Genomic DNA, 21156 nt, shown 5'->3' with positions numbered 1-21156 from the left:
TGACTAATGCCCCTGTCGCCGCCACCCTTGCCGCGGCCTGTCGGGTTGTGACAGCCATGCGTCAGCACACCCGGCGCTCTCGGGCCATACTGCCGACACCATGCGTATCCTGCTCGTCGAAGACGACGAACACCTCGTCGAAACCACCGCCCGCGCGCTGCGCTCCCAAGGCTGGGTCGTGGACTGCACCGCCCGTGGCGAGCCCGTGCCGCGCTCGCTGCGCGAGGACGCCTACGACCTGCTCATCCTCGATATCGGCCTGGCCGGTATCGACGGCTTCGAGACGCTGCGCCGCGTGCGCAGTGAAGGGATCGCCGTGCCGGTGCTGATCCTGACCGCCCGCGACGCCGTCGAAGACCGCGTGCGTGGCCTGGAGGGCGGCGCCGACGACTACCTCGTCAAGCCCTTTGCGCTGACCGAACTCGTCGCCCGGGCCCGCGCCCTGGTGCGGCGCAGCCAGGCGCGCACCAGCAACCAGCTGCAGCTGGCCCGCCTGCGTATCGACCAGGAAGCGCGCCGCGCCTACATCGAGGACGAACCGCTGGCCCTGTCCGCGCGCGAATGGGATGTGCTGGGCTTCCTGATGGCGCGCGCCGGCAAGGTCGTGCCCAAGGAGCACATCGCACTGGCCAGCAATGCCTGGGACCAGGGCGTCAGCGACAACGCCATCGAGGTCTGCCTGTCGCGCCTGCGGGCCAAGATCGAGCCCGGCGGCGTGCAGCTGCGCACCGTGCGCGGCCTCGGGTACCTGCTCGAAGAAATTGGCTGAAGCGCCACGCTCCAGCCTGCAGCGGCGGCTGTTCGGCTGGCTGATGCTGCCGCTGCTGGTGGCGCTGCCGCTGTTGGGCATGGCGCTGTACGAGCAGGTGCAGCACAGCGCGCAGGGCTGGTTGGATGAAGGCCTGGAGGACACCGCGCTGACGCTGGCCGGGCAGATCGACCTGCGCAGCGGCGAGCCGCGCATCGACATCAGCGCCACCATGGACCGCGCGCTGCGCTTCGACCGCCAGGACGATGTGTTCTACCTCGTGCGCTCACCGCGCGGCGAGGTGATGCAGGGCGATGCCGGCCTGGCCGAGCTGCAGCCGCTGCCCGCGCCCCAGGTGGCCGGCGGCGCCTGGTATGGCGACGTCCGGCTGCGCGACCGCTCGCTGCGCCTCGTGCAGCTGGGCCGCGATTGCGGCTCCGGCGCCTGCCAGGTGTTGGTGGCCGAAACCCTGCACAAGCGCGACGCGCTGCAGCGCCAGATCGGCAGCCTTGTCGCCCTCAGTGGCCTGGGCCTCGTGCTGCTGCTGGCGCTGGCCGGCTGGTGGGCCATCCGCCAGGGCTTGGCGCCGCTGACCGGCCTGAGCGCCGAGCTGGAGCACCGCGACCTGCACCGGCTGACGCCGCTGGAGGCCAGCCTGCCGCGCGAGCTGGTGCCACTGCAGGCGGCCTTCAACCGCCTGTTCGAGCGCCTCAACCGCGCGGCCGGCGCCCAACGCGAGTTCCTGGCCGATGCGGCCCACCAGCTGCGCACGCCGTTGACCTCGCTGCAGACCGAGATCGAGCTGGCGATGCTGGAGCCGCATGACCAGCGCGTGGACCCGATGCTGGAGAGGCTGCGCCAGCGCGTCGTGCGCAGTGCCCGCCTGGCCCAGCAGCTGCTGTCGCTGGCGCGCGCCGAGGACCGCAGCGTCGACGTCGGCAATGCGCTGGACCTGCGCGACATCGCCACCGAGAGCGGCCAGGACTGGGCCCACCGCACGCTGCCCTCGGGCGTGGATCTCGGCTTCGAGCTGGCCGAGGCGCCAGCGCTGGGCCACGCCTTCCTGCTGCGCGAGCTGCTGGAGAACCTCATCCACAACGCCGTCAGCTATGCCGGCGCCGGCGCGCGCATCACCGTGCGCTGCGGCAGCGGGCCTGGCGGCCCGTGGCTGGAGGTGGAAGACAACGGCCCGGGCATCCCGGCGGCCGAGCGCCCGGCGGCCATGCAGCGCTTTCGGCGCGGTGGCACCGCCACGGGCACGGGCAGCGGCCTGGGCCTGGCCATCGCGGCAGACATCGCCAACCGCCACGGCGGCCGGCTGGAGCTGCTGGACGCCCACGCCGCAGGCCCGGGCCTGCGGGCGCGCCTCAGCCTGCCGCCGGTTCCGGGTGCGGGTTCAGCGCCAGTTGCTTGAACAGGTTCATCGCGACGACGACGCGCCGCCCCGGCGTGGCCGGCACCTCGTGCATGGCGATGCCGGGGAACATGATCAAGGTGGCCGGCCGCGGGTGGTAGGCGCTGGTCTTGGAGAAGACGAGGGGCGCGCAGCCGGCTTCCGCCTCCAGGTAGACGACGCAGCTCAGGTCGGCCGGCCAGTGGTTGTGCGGCGCCGTGTAGTCGGCCTCTTCATAGATGGCGCCCCAGCAGTGCGTGACGAGCAGGTCCAGCCCCAGCGGGTCTAGGTCGCCCGACCAGGCCTTGGGCGCCGCGGCCTTGGCGATCTCGACGACGCTGGCGCACAGCGGCATCAGCTTGTCGTTGAGCATGTGGCTCTTCCATGGGCTCATGTAGGCCGCCTTCACATTCGACTCGGGCGACTGCGGATGGCTGAGGCGCAACTCGTCGATGGCCTCGCGCGCGAGCTGCAACCGGGCCGCAATCGGGGCCAGCTCGGCAATGATGACGGGCAGCTCGGTCTGGACGCTGGCGCCAACGATGCGTACGGAGTCAGAAAGGCTCATGCCGCGATTCTGGCCGCTGGCACGCACTTGCCAAGGCCGGCCAAAGCCTGAAAAAACCCGTCAGCCCAGCGCTTCGTACAGCGCCTGCATCTCCTGCGTCAGCTTGTGGCGGGCGTCGAGATGGATCATGGGCCGGCTCAGCTCGTGCGACTCCTTGACCTTCACGCTGCTCGACAGATACGGCTGCAGCACCGGCAGGCCCTCGTCTAGCAGCTCCTGCACCACGCGCTGCGGCAGCGAGGCCCGTGCTTGGAACTGGTTGACGACGATGCCCTCGACCGACAGCTCGGGCGCGTGGTCGGCGCGGATCTCTTCCACCGCCTCGAGCAGGCCGTAGAGCGCGCGCCGCGAGAAGTCGTCGCAGTCGAAGGGGATCAGGCAGCCCTGGGACGCGATAAGCGCCGAGCGCGTGTAGAAGTTCAGCGCGGGTGGCGTGTCGATCCAGATCTCGTCGTACTGGTCGTCCAGCAGCTGCAGCGCGTTGCGCAGCTTGTAGATCTTGTAGCGGCTCTCCAACTTGCTGTGCAACTCGTCCAGCTCGGCCGACGCCGGCATCACGTGCAGGTTCTCCCACGGGCTTTCGACGATGAAGGCGGTCGTGTCGACCTCGCGCACGCTGAACTTCAGCGTCTCGGCAAAGAACGCGGCCGAGCCGACGTGCCCTTCATCGGCCGCGTCGCCGAGCAGATAGCGCGTCGTGTTGCCCTGGCAGTCCAGGTCGATGACCAGCACCCGCTGGCCCGAGGCAGCTGCAATCGCCGCCAGGTTGCTGGTGATCGTGGACTTGCCCACGCCACCCTTCTGGTTGAACACGACTCGCCGCATCGCCGCCTCCGTTGCTGGAAGTAGCGATTGTGCACTGCACAAAAGTCAGTTGACGGTGATGGGCTGCGGGTTGAGCGGGTGCGCGATGCCGCCGTCGCCATAGGTGCGCACCACTTCGGCGATGACGACCTGGTAGCCCTTTAGCCACCGCGCCTGGGCCTGTTTGGCCTCGCGGTGGTCGGGGTGGCTCATCAGCTGCTGCAGCGCCTCCATCGAGTCCCAGTAGTAGACGTTGGAGATCAACCCGGTGGCGGTGCTCTCCCAGGCTTCCTCGCCGAGATAGCCGGGAATGCCGCGGGCCAGCGCGGCGATGCGCTCGTCGAGCGCGAAGAAGTCGGCGTCGTAGTCGCCCTTGGCGAAGGTGAAGGTGGAGGTGTACATCAGCGGATTGTCGAGAGCGCCTGCTCGACGAAACGCCGAGGCACGGTGGTTTTGGGTACGCGCACGGGGAACCAGCTGCGGATGTCGCTGTCGACGCCGATGCCGTGCATGAAGTTGTAGAGGCCTTTCTTCAGCCCCTGGCCGAGGCCGTCGTGGTCCGTCGGCGTGGGGTCGATGAAGGCGATGTCGTTCTTGGCGAAACGGCCGTCGGCGGGCAGCGGCTGCAGCGTGACGCCGTATTCCGCCGGGTTCAGGCCGACGGGCGAGTGCACCGTGCAGGCGAATCGGTGGAAGAAGCCGCTGTGGATGCAGCCGTTCTCGAACAGCTGGCGCACGTACTCCAGCGCGTCCACAGTGTCCTGCGTCGTCTGCGTCGGGAAGCCGTACATCAGGTAGGCATGCACCAGGACGCCGGCGTCGGCAAACGCCTTGGTCACGCGCGCCACCTGCTCGACCGAGACGCCCTTCTTCATCAGCTTCAGCAGCCGGTCCGACGCCACCTCCAGCCCGCCCGAGATCGCGATGCAGCCGCTGTCGGCCAACAACTGCGCCAGCTCGGGTGTGAAGGTCTTTTCGAAGCGGATGTTGCCCCACCACGAGATGGCCACGCCGCGGCGGATCAGCTCCTCGGCCAGCGCCTTCAGCGCCTTGGGCGGCGCTGCCTCATCGACGAAGTGGAAGCCCGTCTGGCCCGTCTCCTTGACGATGGCCTCGATGCGGTCCACCAGCACCTCGGCGCTCGCCGCCTCGTAGCGCGAGATGTAGTCCAGGCTGACGTCGCAGAAGCTGCACTTCTTCCAGTAGCAGCCGTGGGCCACCGTCAGCTTGTTCCAGCGGCCGTCGCTCCAGAGCCGGTTCATCGGGTTGAGCATGTCCAGCAGCGACAGGTACCGGTCCAGCGGCAGGCCGTCCCAGGTCGGCGTGCCGACGTCGTCGAAGGGAATGTCGGGCTCGACAAAGTTGGTGTACCTGACCTGATCGCCGTCGCGCCAGAAGGTGCGCACGAGGCGCGTCTTCGACCGCTTGCCGGCGACGTGCTCCAGCAGCGCCAGCAGGGGCCGCTCGCCGGCATCCAGCGTCGCGTAGTCGACGAAGTCGAACAGCCGCGGTTCGGCCAGCTCGCGCAGCTCGGTGTTCACATAGCCGCCGCCCAGCACGATGGCGACGCCCGGCCGCGCGGCCTTGATCGTCTGCGCGATGCGCAACGCCGCGTAGACGGAGCCTGGGAAGGGCACGGACAGCAGTACGACGTCGGGCTGGTGCTGCTCCAGCGCGGCCAGCGTCAGCGCGTGCAGCGTGCGGTCGACCAGATTGGGCGGGGCGGCCAGGGCCTGGGCCAGCGGGTCGAAGTGGGCCTGCGCCGCGGCGAGGGATTCGGCGTAGCGGACGAACTCGAAGCGTTCGTCCACGGCGTCGCGCAGCACGTCGGCAAGGTCGTTCAGGAACAGCGTGGCCAGGTGGCGAGCGCGGTCCTGCAGGCCCAGGGCGCCGAACGCCCAGGCCAGCGGATCGCCGCCGTCCTCGTCGACATAGGCGTCCAACGACGCGAAGCGCGCACCCTCGGGCAGGAAGGAGCGGGTGTTGATGCGGTGCGCCACCGTCGGATCGCGCCCCTGCAGGAAGGCGATGACGCGCGGCGCGGTGGCGGCAATGATGTCGAACTCGGCGGCAAACCAGGCCGTCTGCGGTGTGCGCTTGGCCTCCGGCAGGGCCAGCACGGCTTCATGCAGCTGGGCCAGGCCAACTGGCGTGAACAGCTCCAGCACCAGCGCCAGCGCCAGGTCCACCTGCTGAGCGTCAATGCCGCGCGAGCGCAGGAAGCCGGTCAGGTAGGCGGTGGACGGGTAGGGCGTGTTCAGCTGCGTCATCGGCGGGATGACGGCGAGCACGCGGGGCGACGGGGATGGCATGGCCGCGATTGTCGCGGGCCTTGATTGGCGTTGGCATCTCCACGGCGCGAGCGGGGTGGGGCGGCCCCATGGGCAGGCGGCCGACGGCTCTCTTGCCAGGCTGCTCGATGGATACTGCCGTCCTAAATCGCCAACAAAGCGGTAGGGGGGCGTTTGTGCGTGTTTTGAGATCGATTCAAATCCTCTCCTGGAGTGTGCTGGCGCTACTGTCGGCCTGCGGAGGGGGGCAGCAGGCCGGTGAACTGGCGATGCCTACGGCGACTGAGCAGCGAGCGGTAGGTGCTGCAATGGCGCAGCCCGGGCCAGGAATGGCGACGCTGCTGGAGCAGCCGGGCAAGGCAGCGGCTGCGGGTTCGTCTGTGGCTTCGACGCGCCTGGCCAAAGCACAGGCCGCGCAAGCAGACGCGGGCGCCACGGTTCGGCACCCGGACCTGATCTGGTTCAACGCCAAGACCGGCCATACCGTCAGCTGGACCATGGACGGCCTGCGCGGCGTCGCGAGCCAATCGTTGTTCCAGTCACCGGACTGGCGCCTCACCTTCGTGGCCGACCTGAACGGCGACGGCCAGGATGACTACGTGTGGGAGAACGCCACGGCAGGCAAGATCGCCGTCTGGATCATGAACGGGCCGACGCTCTTCGATGTGAGCGAGATCAGCGTGCTGCTCCAGGAGCGCGGCTGGAAGGTCACCCATGTCGCCGATTTCAACGGCGACGACCGCGACGACCTGCTGCTGCGCAACGAGGCCACGGGGCAAACCGTGATGTGGTTGATGAACGGCGCCCAGGTGCAGGAGAGCACCGTCCTGCTGACGGACACCGAGTCCCGCGTGCTCGTCGCGTCCGATCTGGACGGTGACGGCATGGCGGATCTGCTGTGGGACAACCGCCGGGAAGACAACGTCTACAGCACGGTCTGGTGGATGAAGGGGAGCAAAGGGCAGTTCTCCGCCAAGGTGCTGAGTTGGAAGGTCCGTTTCTTTGGGTCGGCGGCGGCCGTAACGGGTGGCCCGGGCAAGGATCTGATCCTGGGCAGCGACTCGTCGTTTCTGGCGCGTGTGCTCCAGGTATCGCCGCAGATGGCTCTGGGCGGGGGCTGGGCAGTCACCTCGGAGAAGTACCTGCCCGTGGGCGGCATCGACGTGGTGGCCGCTGCAGATTTGAGCGGGGCCGGTCGCGCTGCGTTGATCTGGCGTGACAGGGACAGCGGGTTGAGCTACGCGGCGGAGTACGTGCCGGGGGCGGAGTACAGCTGGCGCACGCACTGGCTCACTGTCGACCCTGACTGGCAGTTTGAGCAGGCTGTGGATCTTGATGGGGATGGCCGAACCGATCTGGTCTGGCGCAACGCGCGCACCGGCCAGTTCTCTGCGGCGCTGATGGACGGCATCTATCCCAAGGCGGAGTCCGGCCTGATGACCGATCCGGATTGGCGGGTGATCGGTGTGCGCGTGGCCGGCAAGCCGCCGCTGGCCCGCCTCCAGGTTCCAACCACTGGCCTCGTGGGTGAAGCGCTGACGCTCGACGGCAGCGGCAGCCAGTCGCGCAACGGTGCGGTGGTGAAGTTTGTCTGGACCGTGCTGTCACGGCCGGAAGGCAGCGTGGCTTCCCTGAGCGATGCGAGCGCAGCCCAGCCTCGTTTCACGCCGGACCGACCCGGGACCTACAAGTTCCAGCTCGTGGCCCAGGCGGGTGGGCAATCCAGCAAGGCCGCGGCCGCGGTCTCGACCATCGGGATCAAAGGCGCGGCCGCCGGACCCTTGACGATCGAGCCGATCACTCGGGCCGTCAATGCGCAGACCTACCTCAATTTCCCATTCCAGCTCGTCGATGGACTGGTGGCCGGCCAGTCGGTCTATGTCGAAGTCCCCAGCGCATTCGGCATCCTTGATGCGGACGGGGCCGAGCTGTATCCCAAGGGACGCTTCAAGATCGAACGCCAAGGGCGACTGGTGCGTGTGAAGCTGCTCGATCGGCCCACGCGATGGCCCGCTGGCAGTTGGCCCTTTCCAGAGGGGTTCAGGCTGGAGGTGCGCAATCCGGCGGTGCCTGGCGTCTATGCCTTCAAGGTGGCTACGGATACGAATCCAGAGGGTGTGAGCGTGCCGGTCCGTATCGCTGCCGCCGACACTCAGCCGTCGGCCTCCGCGGTGTTCAGCGATGCAGCGACTATCGGCTCAGGCACCACCGCGCTCGGTCTGGACGTGTCCAGCCCCGCGGGTCTGCCTGTGGGGTCCCGTCTGTTCGTGGGTACCAATGGCCTGGAGACGCGTGGTGCGCGCCTCGCCTCGAACACCGGCGCCGTCGAACTGGAAACGCAGCCCGGCTTGCTCATCTTCACCGTTCGCACCCCTGCTGCGGCTGGCCCGGGCGGGCGGCTGACGGCTGAAGATTTGCGTGTGGATGGCCTGGGCAAGCCGCTCTGCGCCGAAGCGGAAGCGACCGTGTTGAGTGTCTGGAGCACCGAGGACACGGCGCACCTCCGCACCCAAGGGCCCTTGCCTGTCGGCGGAAGCAGTCGCATCGAGAGTGCCATCGCGACGGCCGGGGCCTACTCGGACAAAGGCAACCTCAGTTGGTCACTGAGCTTTGTTGCCCCACGCGGCCTGCCAGCCGGGGCAAAGGTGCTGATCAAGTTGCCTCTGCACCTGGATGTCTTCAATGAATTTGGGCGCGGCACGAATTCAGACATCAAGCCTGACTACGAGCGGCGCTGCATTTTTTATCCGTACGGCGACACGGGCTATCGCAGCGTCGAGATTCCGGCGGGTGCAGCCGTGGCGCCCGGCGGTCGTTTCGACTCGCGGAACTACGGGCCCTTCTTGCTGTCCGCCTACCCCTCCTTCGCGCCTCGGCCAGGCAGCTCCTACGACATCGAGGTCTACACCACCGAGGACGGCCAGCCCGTCAACGTGACTCTGGTGGTGCCGCCGCGCTGAGGGCAGGGCGCGCGCAGGTACCCTTTCGGTACCTGCTCAACCCACCAGCCATCCTGCCAACTTCTCCGCGATCATCAACGTCGGCGAGTTGGTGTTTCCGCTCGTGATCGTCGGCATCACGCTCGCGTCGGCGATACGCAACCCCGCCACGCCGCGCACGCGCAGGCGTGAGTCGACCACCGCGTCGTTGTCGTCCTTGCGGCCCATCTTGCAGGTGCCCACGGGGTGGAAGATGGTCGTCGCGATGTCGCCCGCCAGGCGCGCCAGTTCCTCGTCGGTCTGGTACTGCGGCCCCGGTTTGTATTCCTCGGGCTTGAAGCCGGCCAGCGCCGGCTGGGACACGATGCGCCGCGTCAGCTTCAGGCTCTCGGCGGCCACGCGGCGGTCTTCCTCGGTGGACAGGTAGTTGGGCCGGATGGCCGGCGCCACCGTCGCGTCGGGTGAGGTCGCGTAGACCGTGCCGCGGCTGGTCGGGTTCAGGTTGCACACGCTGGCCGTGAAGGCGTTGAAGCCGTGCAGCGGTTCGCCGAAGGCGTCCAGCGACAGCGGCTGCACGTGGTACTCCAGGTCGGGCCAGACCTTGTCGGGGCTGCTGCGCGTGAAGGCGCCGAGCTGGCTGGGCGCCATGCTCATCGGGCCGCTGCGGCGCAGTGCGTACTCCAGGCCGATCATGGCCTTGCCCAGCAGCGATGCGGCGCGGGTGTTCAGCGTCTTGGCGCCTTGCACCTTGTAGACGGCGCGGATCTGCAGGTGGTCCTGCAGGTTGGCGCCCACGCCGGGCAGGTCGTGCTCCACCGGCACTCCCAGGCCTTGCAGCAGCGCCGCTGGGCCGAGGCCGGACAGTTGCAGGATCTGCGGCGAACCGATGGCGCCAGCGCACAGGATGACCTCGCCGCCCACGTTCAGCCAGGGCCGCTCCACGCCACGCGGCGTCAGCACCTCCACGCCGCCGCAGCGCAGGCCGCTGTCGTCACGCAGCAGGCGCAGCTTGCGCACCTGGGCGCCCGTCCACAGCTCGAAGTTGGGCCGGCCGAATGTCGTCGGCCGCAGGAAAGCCTTGGCCGTGTTCCAGCGCAGGCCCTTCTTCTGGTTCACTTCGAAATAACCCACGCCCTCGTTGGTGCCGGCGTTGAAGTCGCTCGTGGCCGGGATGCCGGCCTGGGTGGCGGCGGCGGCAAAGGCGTCGAGGATGGGCCAGCGCAGGCGCTGCTGCTCGACGCGCCATTCGCCCTTGTGGCCATGCGTGGCGGCAAAGCCCTCGGGGGCCGTCTTGGGGTTGTCCAGCCGCCAGTGGTTCTCGTGGCGGCGGAAGGCGCGCAACACCCGCCCCCAGCTCCAGGTCTCGTCGCCGGTCACGTCGGCCCAGTGCTCGTAGTCGCGGCTCTGGCCGCGCATGTAGATCATGCCGTTGATGCTGGAGCTGCCGCCCAGCACCTTGCCGCGCGGGTAGCGCAGGCTGCGGCCGTTGAGGCCGGCCTCGGCCTCGGTGTTGAAGCACCAGTCGGTGCGCGGGTTGCCGATGCAGTAGAGGTAGCCGACGGGGATGTGGATCCAGTGGTAGTCGTCCTTGCCACCGGCCTCGATGAGCAGCACACGCTTCTGCGGATCGGCGGTGAGCCGGTTCGCCAGCAGGCAGCCGGCGGTGCCGGCACCCACGATGATGTAGTCGAAACCTTGTTGGGACATTGGCGCTAACGGGGCATGCAAGGAGGGAGATGCAACCCCTAGCGTAATTCACGCCTCGCTTGGCGCGCCGCCCAGGCGATACCAGTCCAGCTTGCGCGTCAGCGTCATGACAGCGGCCAGCACCGCGAACAGCAGCACGGCGCCGATGACCAGGGCGGTCTGCTCGCGGCTCAGCAACACATAGAGCGCGCCGTACAGCAGCGCGATGCCGCCGCCGAAAGCCGCGCCGCGCAACCAGCCGCCCAGCATGGCCGCGGCGTACTGCGTCAGCACCAGGGCCGCCGCACCGGCCGCGATGAGGTAGGCCGCCACGAAGGGCAGATGCTCCGACAGGCTGAGCAGCAGCAGGAAGAACAGGCTGAGCGCCATGCCGACGAGCAGGTATTGCACGGGGTGCACGCGCCGGCCCGTCAGCAACTCGGTGAGGCCCACGGTGACGAAGGTCAGTGCGATGAACATGAGGCCGTACTTGATGGCGCGGTCGCTCATGACGTAGGGATTCACGGGGTCGATCAGCTCGACGGCCAGGATGTCCAGGCCGCCACCCTTCAAGGCCTTGGCGCTTTCGGCGTAGGGCATTTCCGGTGCGAGGCTGCCCGAGAGGTCGGGCAGCGGGCGCCCAGCCTGCACGTCCGCTACAGCCGTGCTGGCCAGCGACGACACCTGCCAGCGCGCCGAGAAGCCGCTGACGCCGACCTGGTGCTGGATGGGCAGGAACTGGCCCGTGAAGCTGGGGTGTGGCCAGCTCGACTGCAGGTCGACCTGGGTGTCGCCCGCCGCGGGCACGATGGCCAGGCGCTGGCTGCCGACCAGGCTCAGCTTCAGCGACAGGGCCAACGGCTCGTCCGTGCGCAGGTCGGGAAGCGTCGAGTGCAGGCCGCCGCGAAAGGTGGGGTGCGCGCTACCGGGCAACACGCTCAGCGCCCGGCCGTCGCGCTTCATCTCGGCGGTACGGATGCCGCGCGGGTCGCTCAGCGCAAAAACTACCGTGGCGTCGCCACAGCTCAACCGGCCGTTGGTGTGCTCAGCGCGAGGCGCCAAGGCCGACAGGTGCTCCCAGCGGGCCTCCACGTTCATCTGGCTGACGTAGGTGTTCACCTTGAAGAGGCCGCGATGACGCACCTCAGGACTCAGTCCACCGCTGATTCTCAGCGTGTTCGGCGATGCCATCAGCTGGAAGTCGCGGGTCTCGATCGTGTCCTTCTTCTTGTCCACCCCGGGCACCGTCCAGCTTTCTTTGCAGTCGCGCACCAGCAGCGGCCCCGCGAAAGCCTGCGGGCCAGCGAGCGACTGTTCGATGTTCTGCGCGGCCTCGCGCTGGCGTGCCTGGCGCTCACGCGTCAGGCCGCCGATCTCGGCGAGCACGATGCACAGCACGGCAGTGACGACGGCCAGGATGGCCAGCTTGGAGAAGGTGGGGTTGAGCTTCATGCCGCCAGCATCGCCAGCGGTGGTGAGGGCATGACGAGCTGTGTGAAGCCAGCGTGAAGTCAGCGCGGCAGGATCAACGTGACTTTGAGTCCAGGTTCGACGGCCTCGAACGCCAGCCGCCCGCCATGCAGCTCGGCTACGCGCCGTGCAATGGCCAGGCCCAGCCCCGAGCCCTTGACGAGGCTGCCCGGCCGTGCGGTGGAGAAGAAGCGCTTGCCCAACTGGGCGAACGCCGCGGCCGGCACGCCGGGGCCGTGGTCGCGCAGCGTCAGGCGGGCACTGGTCGGCGTCGCGCTGACGGCCAGCTCCAGCGTCGAGCCCACGGGTGCGAAGTCGATGGCGTTGACGAGCAGGTTGCCGAAGGCCAGCTCCAGCAGCGCGGCGTCGGCGTCAACCGCAACGTCCTCGCGTGCTGCCCACGTGACGCGCAGTTCCTTCTGCGCCAACCGCGACGCCTGGCGGTCCAGCTGTGCCTCGGCCCAGTCGGCCAGCACGATCCGCTGGCTCTCCCCCAGGCCCACCTGGGCCTCCAGCTGCGACAGCCCCAGCACCCGCTCCACCAAGGTCTGCAGCCGCGCCGTCTGGTCCAGCACCTGGGCCGCGAAGCGCTGGCGGTCGGCGGCGGGCAGTTCGTCCTGCAGCAGCTCACCGCTGGCGCGCAGCGCGGCCAGCGGGCTCTTGAGTTCATGCGTCAGGGCGCGCACATCGTGTTCGAGTTGCTCGCGGCCTTCCAGGCGGCGGCGCATGTCGTCCATGGCGTGGGCCAGGTCGCCCAGTTCACCGGGCATGGCCGGCGGCGCGATGGCCTGGCCGGCCTGGGCTTGCTGGGCATAGCGGCGCAGCCGCCGCACCGAGGCCACCAGCCACAGCGTCACCGTCACGCCGACGATGAGGCTGGCCGCCAGCAGCGCCGCGCCGGCCCAGAAGACACGGCGCTCGGCGCGGTCGATGATGCGCTGCACGCTGGCCACCGGCTTGGCGACGCTGACGACGCCGAGCTTCACGCCGTCCCTCACCACGGGCGCAGCGACGACGAGCACGGTGCTGCGGTCGTCGACCCCGTAGGCGCGCGACGAGCGGGCGCCGTAGTCGCCGCGCAGCGTTCGCGCCACGTCGCGCCATTGCGAATAGTCCTGGCCCACGGCCGAGGGCTGGCCGGAGTCGAGCACCACGCGGCCGGTAGCGTCCGTCACGTAGATGCGCAGGTCCAGGCTCTGCTTGCGCAGCCCCCAGATGGTCACGTCCACCTCACGCTTGGCATAGCGCCGAAGCTGCCCGGCGAGCCGGCCCTCGGCGTTGACGCCGCCCGCCTGCATCTCGTCCGCGGCCGTCTCGGCCAGCAGGTTGGCCGTGTCCACCATCAGGTCTTCCATGACCTCGCGCACGCTGGGCTTCACCTCGGCCAGGAAGACCTTGAGCAGCAGCACGGCGCTGAGGCCAGCGATCAGGAAGAAGCCGAAGAAGACGCGCAGGCCGAGGCGCACCGGTCAAGGCTCCAATGAATAGCCGAGGCCGCGATGCGTCTTGATCGGGTCGCGCGCCGGTGCGGCCTCGCGCAGCTTGGCGCGCAGCGTCTTGATGTGGGTGTCCACGGTGCGGTCCGTGCTTTCGGCGCTGCTGCCCCAGACGGCGTCCAGCAGCGCGTCGCGGCTGTGGATGCGTTGAGGCGCGCGCAGCAGAAACGTCAGCACGCCGAGCTCCAGCTTGGTGAGGTTGAGCGGCACGCCGTCCAGGCTGACGCGTGCGCCATCGACGGTGAAGCCCAGTGTTGGCGGCGGTGGCGCCTGTGCGCGGCGCAGCAGGGCGCGCACGCGGGCCACCAGCTCGCGCGGGCTGAAGGGCTTGGCGAGGTAGTCGTCGGCGCCCAGCTCCAGGCCCAGCACGCGGTCCATCTCGTCGCTGCGTGCGCTCAGCACGATGACGGGCAGTAGCCGCAGAGAGCCATTGCGCAGTTCGCGGCACAGGTCCAGCCCGTGGCCGTCGGGCAGGCCGATGTCGAGGATGAGCAGATCGGGTAAGGGCGCGGCGCGCAGCCGCTCGCGTGCCTCGGCCAGCCAGGCGCGGTGTTCGACCGTGAAGCCCTCGCGCTCGAGGGCGAACACGACGGTGTCCGCGATGGCGGGGTCGTCCTCCAGCAGCAGGATGGTCGTCAAGCGCTCCAGCCTTGGGTCAGGGCCGCGATCTCGGCGACGAGCGCGGCACTTGACGCCATCCAGATCGGAGTGAGGTTGAACAGAATGCCCATGGCTTCAGCTGATCGACCGCGCGGCCAGCACGGGGAAGAGCTTGATGAGGCCGTCGGCCAGCAGTTCCACCGCCAGCGCGGCGAGGATGAGGCCCATCAGCCGCGTCATGATGTTGATGCCGGTCTGGCCCAGCACCTTGGCGATCTTGCTGCTGGCCGAGAAGACGACGAACGTCACCAGCGCCACGACGACGCCGTAGCCGCACAGCACGGCCAGCTCCCACCAGACGCGCGTCTTGTCCGCGTAGATGACCATGGTGGAGATGGTGGCCGGGCCGGTCAGCAGCGGGATGGCCAGCGGCACGACGGCGATGCTGGCGCCCGCGTCGGCCTTGGTGTTGCCCTCCGACACATCCTCCTTGCGCGCCTCGGCCGGCTGGGCGTTGAGCATCTGCAGCGAGCTGATGAGCAGCAGGCAGCCGCCGCCCACCTGGAAGCTGGCCAGCGAGATGCCGAAGAACTCGATGATCTTCAGCCCGAACAGCGCGCTCAGCGCGATGACGATGCCGGCCGTGCTGGCGCTGACGAGGATGGTCTTGCGCCGCTGCGTGCGCGAGAAGGCGGACGTGAAGTGGATGAAGAAGGGCACCACACCGATCGGGTTGACGATGGCCAGCAGCGCGACGAGGGGCTTGTAGATGTCCATGGCCGGTGATTGTGAGTCAGCTCCTATCATCCGCGCGCGGCCGCTGCCCGAGGTCTTTGCCAGCCTTCACGGGCCAGCACTCCGGGGCTACCCCGGGGGTCTTGAATCTCTCGTCCGGCAGGGCGTGAGGCGCGTGGCGCGACAGCGCCAGACAGCTCACGCATCACCCGTCGCTCGGGCAGCGCGCCGCACCTCTTGGGGGAGATGGCACGGGTGGATACAGCCCGCACGATGACGGCACGGGCCCTGGCCCACGCGATGCTTGCAGGCCCTCGCCACGAGGATGCCCTGGCGGCGCGCATGGCCGTCTGCCTGGACGAACGCCCGCCCTGGCTTGCCGCGCTGGCCCAGGCGATGGCGCGCATGCCGGGCGAGGTCTGGCGGCGGCTGGACGTGCAGGCCTTGGGCGAGCGCGTCGAGGCACATGAAGGTTTTGCCGAGGCCTGGGCCAGCGACGTGCGGCCCGAGGTGCGCCGCTGGCTGCTGCGCCCACCCGACGAGTTAGACCCGGCACCGGCCGGGCTGGAACGCCCGCACTGGCCCACCGTCGGCGCGCTGGCCCGCGGCCTCGGCATGACGCCGGCTGGCATGTGGCGGCTGACGCTGCCGGCCGACTGGCAGCGCCGCCGGCCGCTCGCCCAGCAGCACTACCACCAGGTATTGGTCCCCAAGCGGGGTGAGGGTGTCGGCTGGCGGCTGCTGGAAGTGCCCGCGCCGCACCTGCGCGCCGTGCAGCGCCGCCTGCTGACGCAGCTGTTGAACGGGTTGCCGCCCCATGCCGCCGCCTTCGGCTACTCGCCAGGCCGTTCGGTCGTGCAGCACGCGAGCCGGCACGCGGGCCAGGGGCGGGTGCTGCGCTTCGACCTGAGCGACTTCTTCTCGACGGTGCACGCCGCGCGCATCCACGCCCTCTTCAAGACCCTGGGCTACTCGACGGCGGTGGCCCGCTCGCTGACGGCGCTGTGCAACACGTCAACGCCCGCGGCCTGGCTGCGCTCGGAGACGCGGCTGGCGTGGCCGCAGCGCCAGCGCTTGCGCGACGCCCACCTGCCCCAGGGCGCGCCGACGTCGCCGGCCCTGGCCAACCTCTGCGCCTTTGCGTTGGACGCGCGCCTGAGCGGCCTGGCCGAGAGCTTCGGTGCGCTTTACAGCCGCTATGCCGATGACCTCGTCATCTCCGGTCCGGCGTCCCTGCCGGTCCAGGGCATCTCGGCCTGGGTCGCCGCCATTGCGGCGGACGAGGGCTTCGTCATCAACCCGCGCAAAACGCGCAGCCTGGGCGTCGCGCAGCGCCAGGCGGTCTGCGGCATCGTCGTCAACCAGTGGCCGAATCTGCCGCGCGACGAGTTCGACCGGTTGAAGGCGACGCTGCACCGCTGTGTCGTCGACGGGCCAGCCGGCCAGAACCGTGACGGCCATGCCGACTGGCGCGCCCATCTGCAGGGCCGCGTCGCGTGGGTGGCTCAGCTCAATGCCGTCAAGGCCGAAAAACTCAAGAAGCTGCTCGATCGCATCGACTGGTCTCGCTGAGCTGGCGCAGGTAGTCCAGCCCGGCCGCGCCGCGGCTGCCCCACCAGCTCAGCAGTTCGCCGTCGACCAGTTGCACTTGTGCCTGCGGGCACAGCGCCTGCGCCTCGGCCAGGTGTTCGGCGCCGAAGCGGTAGGGCTCGGAGCTCAGCAGCACGCGGTCGATGTCGCCCAGCCAGGGCTCGGTGCCGGCCAGCGCCGGGTAGCGGCCGGCGCCGTGCGCTCCGCCGAGCACGTCCGGCAAGGTGCCCCATCCGATCTCGGCGAGCAGCGTGGAGATATAGGTATCGCGGGCCACCGTCATCCAGGGCTCGCGCCAGATCAGGTAGAGCACGTTCTCGGGACGGCGAGCTTCGCCGCGGCAGCGGGCCAGCGCGGCGCTGAACTCGGCCGACAGCGCCGCGGCGCGCTCGTTGACGCCAGGCTCACCGGCAAAGGCCGCGCGCAGCTGCTCGAACAAGGCCAGGTTGTCCTCGGGCCGGCTCGGATGGGTCACGATGACTTCGGGCACGAATTCCCGTAGCGCCTCGGCCGTCTCCAAGCGGTTCTCATCGATGTTGACGACGACGTGCGTGGGCGCGAGCTTCTTCAGCTTGGCTAGGTTCACATCCTTGGTACCGCCCACCTTGGGCACGGCCGCGACGGTTTCGGCCGGGTGGATGCAGAAGCCCGTGCGGGCGACCAGGCACGGCCCCAGCCCCAGCGCCACCAGCGTCTCGGTCGCGCTGGGCACCAGTGATGCGATCCGCGGCCTCATTCCGGTTCGGCCACCGCCAGATAGACCGCGCAGCAGCCGCGCAGCCAGACCAGCGTCGGCAGCACCAGCGCGATGGCGAAGACGACGCCGCCGCCGACCAGTGCGGCCAGGCCGAGCGACCCACCCTGCAGTGGTACGCCGCTGGCGCCCAGGCCGCGCGGGCCCAGCCCCATGATGCCGGCCAGCAACTGGCCGGCCGGCAGCTCGACGCCGGCACCCAGGATGGCCAGGCCCGCCATCAACCGGCCGCCGCTGACGACGACGAAGCTGACCGCGGCCGTGGCCAGCGCGGCCAACAGGTAGACGGCGGCCATCAGCAGCGCCGTCTCGGGCAGGCCGTGGCGTACGCGCTCGCGCAGGAACGCCAGCACGCCGGTGCTGCGCCGCCCGGCCCAGACCGCCGGCCCGGCCAGCGGCCCGACGAGGACGACCAGCGCAAAGCTGATGCCACCCAGCACCAGCACGGCGAGGGGCAGCACGACGGCCAGCAGCGGCGCGCCGACGACGGGCCAGCGCGTCGCCCACAGCAGGCCGGCCAGCACCAGCACGGCCACGCCGGCCAAGGCCAGGCAGGCCAGCAAGGCCAGCAGCACGCGATGGGCGCTTCGCAGTGCGTCCGCGAACGCGTCCTGGGGGTCGCGCACCGGCAGGCCGCGGGCCTGGTCCATCAGCATCAGGCCGGTGGCATTGACGCTGAAAAAGGCGACAGCCAGCGCCAGGCCCATCCAGACGGCGCTCAGCACGCCCTGCTCGCGCACCAGGGCGGACTGGGCCATGGCCAGCAGCAGGCCGGCGAAGCAAAAACCTGCAAGCAAGGCATAAAGGGCGCGCAGATTGCGCAGCGCATCGACGCTGGCGAGCACGCGGGAGAGGGGGGTGAGCAGGTTGGGCATCATGGATTTGGGCTCGGGCGGCGATGGTATCGATGACGAAACGGTGATGCCCGCGTACCGCCAGGGTTTGTGCTAGCTCTGAAAAACAACACTTGCCGGAGTGGCGTTCCGCAATCGCCGCACCCCGCCACCATAATCAATTGCCTGTGTCTGGACGCCGCACCTTCGCTTGAATGGTTCACGATGGGTTGAAGCTCCACATGGTTTTTTGGTTTTGAGAAGAGAAGGGCTTCCCCATGGGAAACAAGCTTTACGTGGGCAACCTCGCCTACAGCGTGCGTGACGAATCGTTGCAAGAGTCGTTCGGTCAATTCGGTACTGTGACCTCTGCAAAGGTCATGATGGATCGCGAAACGGGCCGCTCCAAGGGCTTCGGTTTCGTCGAAATGGGCTCTGACGCTGAAGCGCAGGCCGCCATCAACGGCATGAATGGCCAGGCCCTCGAAGGCCGCGCCATCGTCGTGAATGAGGCTCGTCCTCGTGAAGAGCGTCCGGGCGGCTTCGGCGGCGGCGGTGGCCGTTCCGGCGGCGGCGGCTTCGGTGGTGGCGGCGGCTACGGCGGCGGCGGCGGTGGCCGTTCCGGCGGTGGCGGCGGCTACGGCGGTGGTGGCGGTGGCTACGGCGGCGGTGGTGGTGGCGGCTACGGCGGTGGCGGCGGTGGCCGTTCCGGCGGTGGCGGCGGCTACGGCGGTGGTGGCGGTGGCCGCTCCGGCGGTGGCGGCGGCTACGGCGGTGGCGGCAGCGGTGGTGGCTACGGCGGCGGTGGCCGTTCGGGCGGCTACTGATCCCCAAGCCTCTCCGTGAGGACTGAGCAAAGCGCCTTCGGGCGCTTTGTTCGTTTCTGACGCCCCTTTTTCAGGGTCAGTAGCCCAGCGTCGCCTTTGCGAAAACCTCGTTGGCGCGCACGCCGCCCGGCTGCTCGCGGGCGCGGTTCAGCCCCAGGCTGACCACTCGGGCAAGGCCCACGCGGTGCTGGAACATCAGCGACAGCACGCGTCCGGTGTCGTCCAGCACGGCCAGGCTCAGGCCCGGCTCGGCGCGGCGGCTGAAGCGGGTCTGCTGATGGATCAGCCGCAGCGAGTCGCGCGGGCTCAGGTGCAGCACGACCAGGCTCTGGGCGCTGCGGTCCGTGAAGGCGCGGCGTCCGTCGGGCGCATCGACCCAGCCCAGGCCCAGGCGCTGCTCCAACTCCAACCAGAGGCCCGCCGGCAGCGGCATGCGCATCTGCGCCTGCAACTGGCCCTGCACGCCCAACCCCACGCGGTCGGCGTCGACATCCAGGCGGCGGCCCCATTCGATCTCGGCGTTCACGTAGTTCAACAACTCGCCAGGGTTGGATTCCATGCCGAGCAGCAGCGTGCGCGTCGCGTGCAACTGGCCTCCGCTCCTGGCGCGATGGCTGTCCAGGCCGACGTGACCCCAGACGCCGGTATTGCGCGCCGCAGCGAACCAGAAGCCCGGCTGCACCAGGCGGTCGACGACCTGGCCGGCCCCGACGCCCAGCAGCGGGTCGGCCAGCGTGCGTGTCTCTTGCACCTTCAGCTGAACCTCGTGGTCGTGCATGTCGATGCCGGCGAACTCGCGCGGCCCCAGGCGCAGATAGCCGAAAGCCGACGCGCGGCGGATGCCGCTCTGGCTGACGAAGCCGTTGTCGTTGGCGAAGCGGGCGCTGATCTCCTCGACGTTGACGTTGGCGACCCAGTCCGCATCGCGGTGGCGCCAGCCCAGCCAGGCACGATGGCCGCGCTCGCGGTTCACGTGCAACACCTGGCCGTCGGCGTCCAACCCCAGCGTCGTGCTGGAGAGCAGCAGGTGGCCGCGCCACTGGTCGTTGTCGCCGGCCCGCCAGACACCGTCGCTGCCAATGACTTGCGTGGTTAGCCCTTCGCCAAAGTCGCGCAGCGACACGAGGCCGGCCAGGCCCAATTGACCCTGCGTGCCGAACTGCATGCGGCCCCGCGCGAAGCTGGCCTCGGAGCCGCGCGGCTGGGTGCCGCTGCGCGTTGCGAAGGCGCCGGCGCGAAGCACCGGGCCGCCGCCGGCGTCGCGCAGATGCAGGGCGGTGGCCTCGGCGCCGGCACCGCGCCAGGTGGCACGCAGGCCCCAGTCGGGGTCGGTGATGGCGCGCGTGTAGAAGGCGGCGAGGCTGCGGTTCTCGCCCGACTCATCGGGTTGCGTCGGGCCGACGACGTCGGAGCTTTCGAGGAAGAAGGGGCGCTTCTCCGGCACGCTGAGCGCGAAGCGCGTGTTGCCGGCGAGCTGGGGTGCATCGAGCTCGACCTGGGAGAAGTCGGGGTTCAGCGTTGCATCCAGCACCCAGTCGGCGCGCGGCCGCCACTTGAACTCGGCGCCCAGCGAGGCCTTGCGCGAGCGGCGTGTGCCGTCGGCGTCGCTGCTGTCGCGCGTCGAGCGCAGCGTCAGCTCTGGGCGGAAGGCGATGAAGCTGCGCTCGCGCACCTGTTCGACGAGGTCGCCCAGGCCGTCCAGCGGCTGCAGTTCGGCGATGAAGCTCAGCGCGTCCTTGGTCAAGGCCGGCGCGCTGACATTGAGCGTGCGGTCCTCGCGCGGGATGTTGCGCGCGACCATGACGCGCCAGGGCGCGCCATCCGCATGCGGGAAGCGCAGCGCCGCGAGCGGCCAGCGCAGCTCGATGCTGTAGCCATCGGGCAGCAGCGTCGTTGCAGCCTCCACGTCGAAGTCGGGCGCCGAGTCCTCGGTGTCTTCCTCGGCCGCGAACAGGCCATCCTCGACGGCGCCGGCCGCGCTGACGCGCACGTACTGCGCGGTGCGGCGGTGGCCCACGGGGTCGATGAAGACGGCGATGAAGTCCTGGTCGGCCTTGACTTGGTCGCGTCGGGCCAGCGGCGCGCGGATGCGGCCGGGCTCGGGGTCCCAGGCGCGGATGCCGAAGACGAGTGCGTCGTCGGTGACGACGACCTGCACCGTCGTGCGCCAGTGCGCCGGCTGTTTGTCGGCGGGCAGGAACTGCGCGAAGCGCTCGTAGATGGAGGCGCGCTGCCAGGCCGCTTCATCGAGGCGGCCATCAATGGTGGGCGCAGCGTCGCCCGGCGCGAGGCGCAGCGCGGTGGGCTGGGGATGCAGGGCCGAGTGCCCCCAGGCGGGCAGGGCCAGGGCGAACAAGCCCAGGCCGAGGGAGCGAAAAATCATGGGAGTCGTCCGAGGTCGACCAGTCGAGATGACGGTCGC

Annotated in this window: 17 protein-coding genes; 5 read left to right on the top strand and 12 right to left on the bottom strand. The window is 69.5% G+C overall.

The window, feature by feature from the left end:
• Positions 1-100: 100 nt before the first annotated feature.
• Together AC07V5_RS01705 and AC07V5_RS01700 are read left to right on the top strand one after the other, a co-directional pair.
• Positions 101-769 carry a response regulator gene (locus AC07V5_RS01705; protein ID WP_495113745.1) on the top strand — a complete coding sequence of 223 codons (669 nt, stop codon included), beginning with the start codon at positions 101-103 and terminating at the stop codon, positions 767-769.
• Positions 762-2162 (top strand): sensor histidine kinase, encoded by a 1401-nt coding sequence (locus AC07V5_RS01700; protein WP_495113744.1) that lies wholly within the window; start codon positions 762-764, stop codon positions 2160-2162. The genes AC07V5_RS01705 and AC07V5_RS01700 overlap by 8 nt, the downstream gene beginning before the upstream one ends.
• Here AC07V5_RS01700 and AC07V5_RS01695 read toward each other — a convergent pair.
• From AC07V5_RS01695 to AC07V5_RS01680, 4 genes are read right to left on the bottom strand one after another with little or no spacing between them, the layout of a single operon-like run.
• The gene (locus AC07V5_RS01695) at positions 2116-2709 is read right to left on the bottom strand and encodes a 2OG-Fe(II) oxygenase family protein (RefSeq protein WP_495113743.1); all 594 of its coding nucleotides are present in this window, start codon (positions 2707-2709) and stop codon (positions 2116-2118) included. The genes AC07V5_RS01700 and AC07V5_RS01695 overlap by 47 nt on opposite strands.
• A gap of 60 nt (positions 2710-2769) precedes the next feature.
• Positions 2770-3534, bottom strand: a complete 765-nt coding sequence (locus tag AC07V5_RS01690; protein WP_495113742.1) for a ParA family protein — start codon at positions 3532-3534, stop codon at positions 2770-2772.
• Positions 3535-3579: 45 nt separating this feature from the next.
• Complete coding sequence (locus AC07V5_RS01685; RefSeq protein WP_495113741.1) at positions 3580-3915, bottom strand: antibiotic biosynthesis monooxygenase family protein; 336 nt, start codon at positions 3913-3915, stop codon at positions 3580-3582.
• Complete coding sequence (locus AC07V5_RS01680) at positions 3915-5825, bottom strand: B12-binding domain-containing radical SAM protein (protein ID WP_495113740.1); 1911 nt, start codon at positions 5823-5825, stop codon at positions 3915-3917. The genes AC07V5_RS01685 and AC07V5_RS01680 overlap by 1 nt, the downstream gene beginning before the upstream one ends.
• A gap of 308 nt (positions 5826-6133) precedes the next feature.
• Between AC07V5_RS01680 and AC07V5_RS01675 the strand changes: the two genes are divergently transcribed.
• Complete coding sequence (locus AC07V5_RS01675) at positions 6134-8764, top strand: FG-GAP repeat domain-containing protein (RefSeq protein ID WP_495113739.1); 2631 nt, start codon at positions 6134-6136, stop codon at positions 8762-8764.
• 36 nt (positions 8765-8800) lie between these two features.
• On the opposite strand, the gene AC07V5_RS01670 is transcribed toward AC07V5_RS01675, so the two are convergent.
• The 5 genes from AC07V5_RS01670 to AC07V5_RS01650 form a co-directional block, all read right to left on the bottom strand.
• Positions 8801-10450 (bottom strand): GMC family oxidoreductase, encoded by a 1650-nt coding sequence (locus AC07V5_RS01670; protein WP_495113738.1) that lies wholly within the window; start codon positions 10448-10450, stop codon positions 8801-8803.
• A 48-nt stretch (positions 10451-10498) separates the two neighbouring features.
• Complete coding sequence (creD, locus tag AC07V5_RS01665) at positions 10499-11881, bottom strand: cell envelope integrity protein CreD (RefSeq protein WP_495113737.1); 1383 nt, start codon at positions 11879-11881, stop codon at positions 10499-10501.
• A 59-nt stretch (positions 11882-11940) separates the two neighbouring features.
• Positions 11941-13365, bottom strand: a complete 1425-nt coding sequence (gene creC / locus AC07V5_RS01660; protein ID WP_495113736.1) for a two-component system sensor histidine kinase CreC — start codon at positions 13363-13365, stop codon at positions 11941-11943.
• A gap of 3 nt (positions 13366-13368) precedes the next feature.
• The gene (gene creB / locus AC07V5_RS01655; protein ID WP_495115648.1) at positions 13369-14043 is read right to left on the bottom strand and encodes a two-component system response regulator CreB; all 675 of its coding nucleotides are present in this window, start codon (positions 14041-14043) and stop codon (positions 13369-13371) included.
• Positions 14044-14130: 87 nt separating this feature from the next.
• Positions 14131-14772, bottom strand: coding sequence for a MarC family protein (locus AC07V5_RS01650; RefSeq protein ID WP_495113735.1), 642 nt, complete (start codon positions 14770-14772; stop codon positions 14131-14133).
• 213 nt (positions 14773-14985) lie between these two features.
• On the opposite strand from AC07V5_RS01650, the gene AC07V5_RS01645 reads away from it, so the two are divergent.
• Entirely contained in the window at positions 14986-16302 is a 1317-nt protein-coding gene (locus tag AC07V5_RS01645; RefSeq protein ID WP_495113734.1) for a reverse transcriptase family protein, read from the top strand.
• Here the strand turns inward: AC07V5_RS01645 and AC07V5_RS01640 are convergent.
• The gene (locus AC07V5_RS01640; RefSeq protein WP_495113733.1) at positions 16265-17056 is read right to left on the bottom strand and encodes a helical backbone metal receptor; all 792 of its coding nucleotides are present in this window, start codon (positions 17054-17056) and stop codon (positions 16265-16267) included. The two genes, AC07V5_RS01645 and AC07V5_RS01640, sit on opposite strands and share 38 nt — an antisense overlap.
• Positions 17053-17949 carry a hypothetical protein gene (locus tag AC07V5_RS01635; RefSeq protein WP_495113732.1) on the bottom strand — a complete coding sequence of 299 codons (897 nt, stop codon included), beginning with the start codon at positions 17947-17949 and terminating at the stop codon, positions 17053-17055. Before AC07V5_RS01635 ends, AC07V5_RS01640 begins: the two co-directional genes overlap by 4 nt.
• A gap of 236 nt (positions 17950-18185) precedes the next feature.
• On the opposite strand from AC07V5_RS01635, the gene rbp reads away from it, so the two are divergent.
• Positions 18186-18734 carry an RNA-binding regulator gene (gene rbp, locus AC07V5_RS01630; RefSeq protein WP_495113731.1) on the top strand — a complete coding sequence of 183 codons (549 nt, stop codon included), beginning with the start codon at positions 18186-18188 and terminating at the stop codon, positions 18732-18734.
• A gap of 76 nt (positions 18735-18810) precedes the next feature.
• Here rbp and AC07V5_RS01625 read toward each other — a convergent pair whose 3' ends face one another.
• Positions 18811-21117: a carbohydrate binding family 9 domain-containing protein gene (locus tag AC07V5_RS01625; RefSeq protein WP_495113730.1), complete on the bottom strand. Its 2307-nt coding sequence runs from the start codon at positions 21115-21117 to the stop codon at positions 18811-18813.
• Positions 21118-21156: the final 39 nt, after the last annotated feature.

It is taken from the genome of Roseateles sp. GW821-FHT02E12 (genome assembly GCF_059421665.1).
The sequence above is the reverse complement of the archived record's forward strand: the minus strand, read 5'-3'. Positions and strand labels throughout refer to the sequence as shown.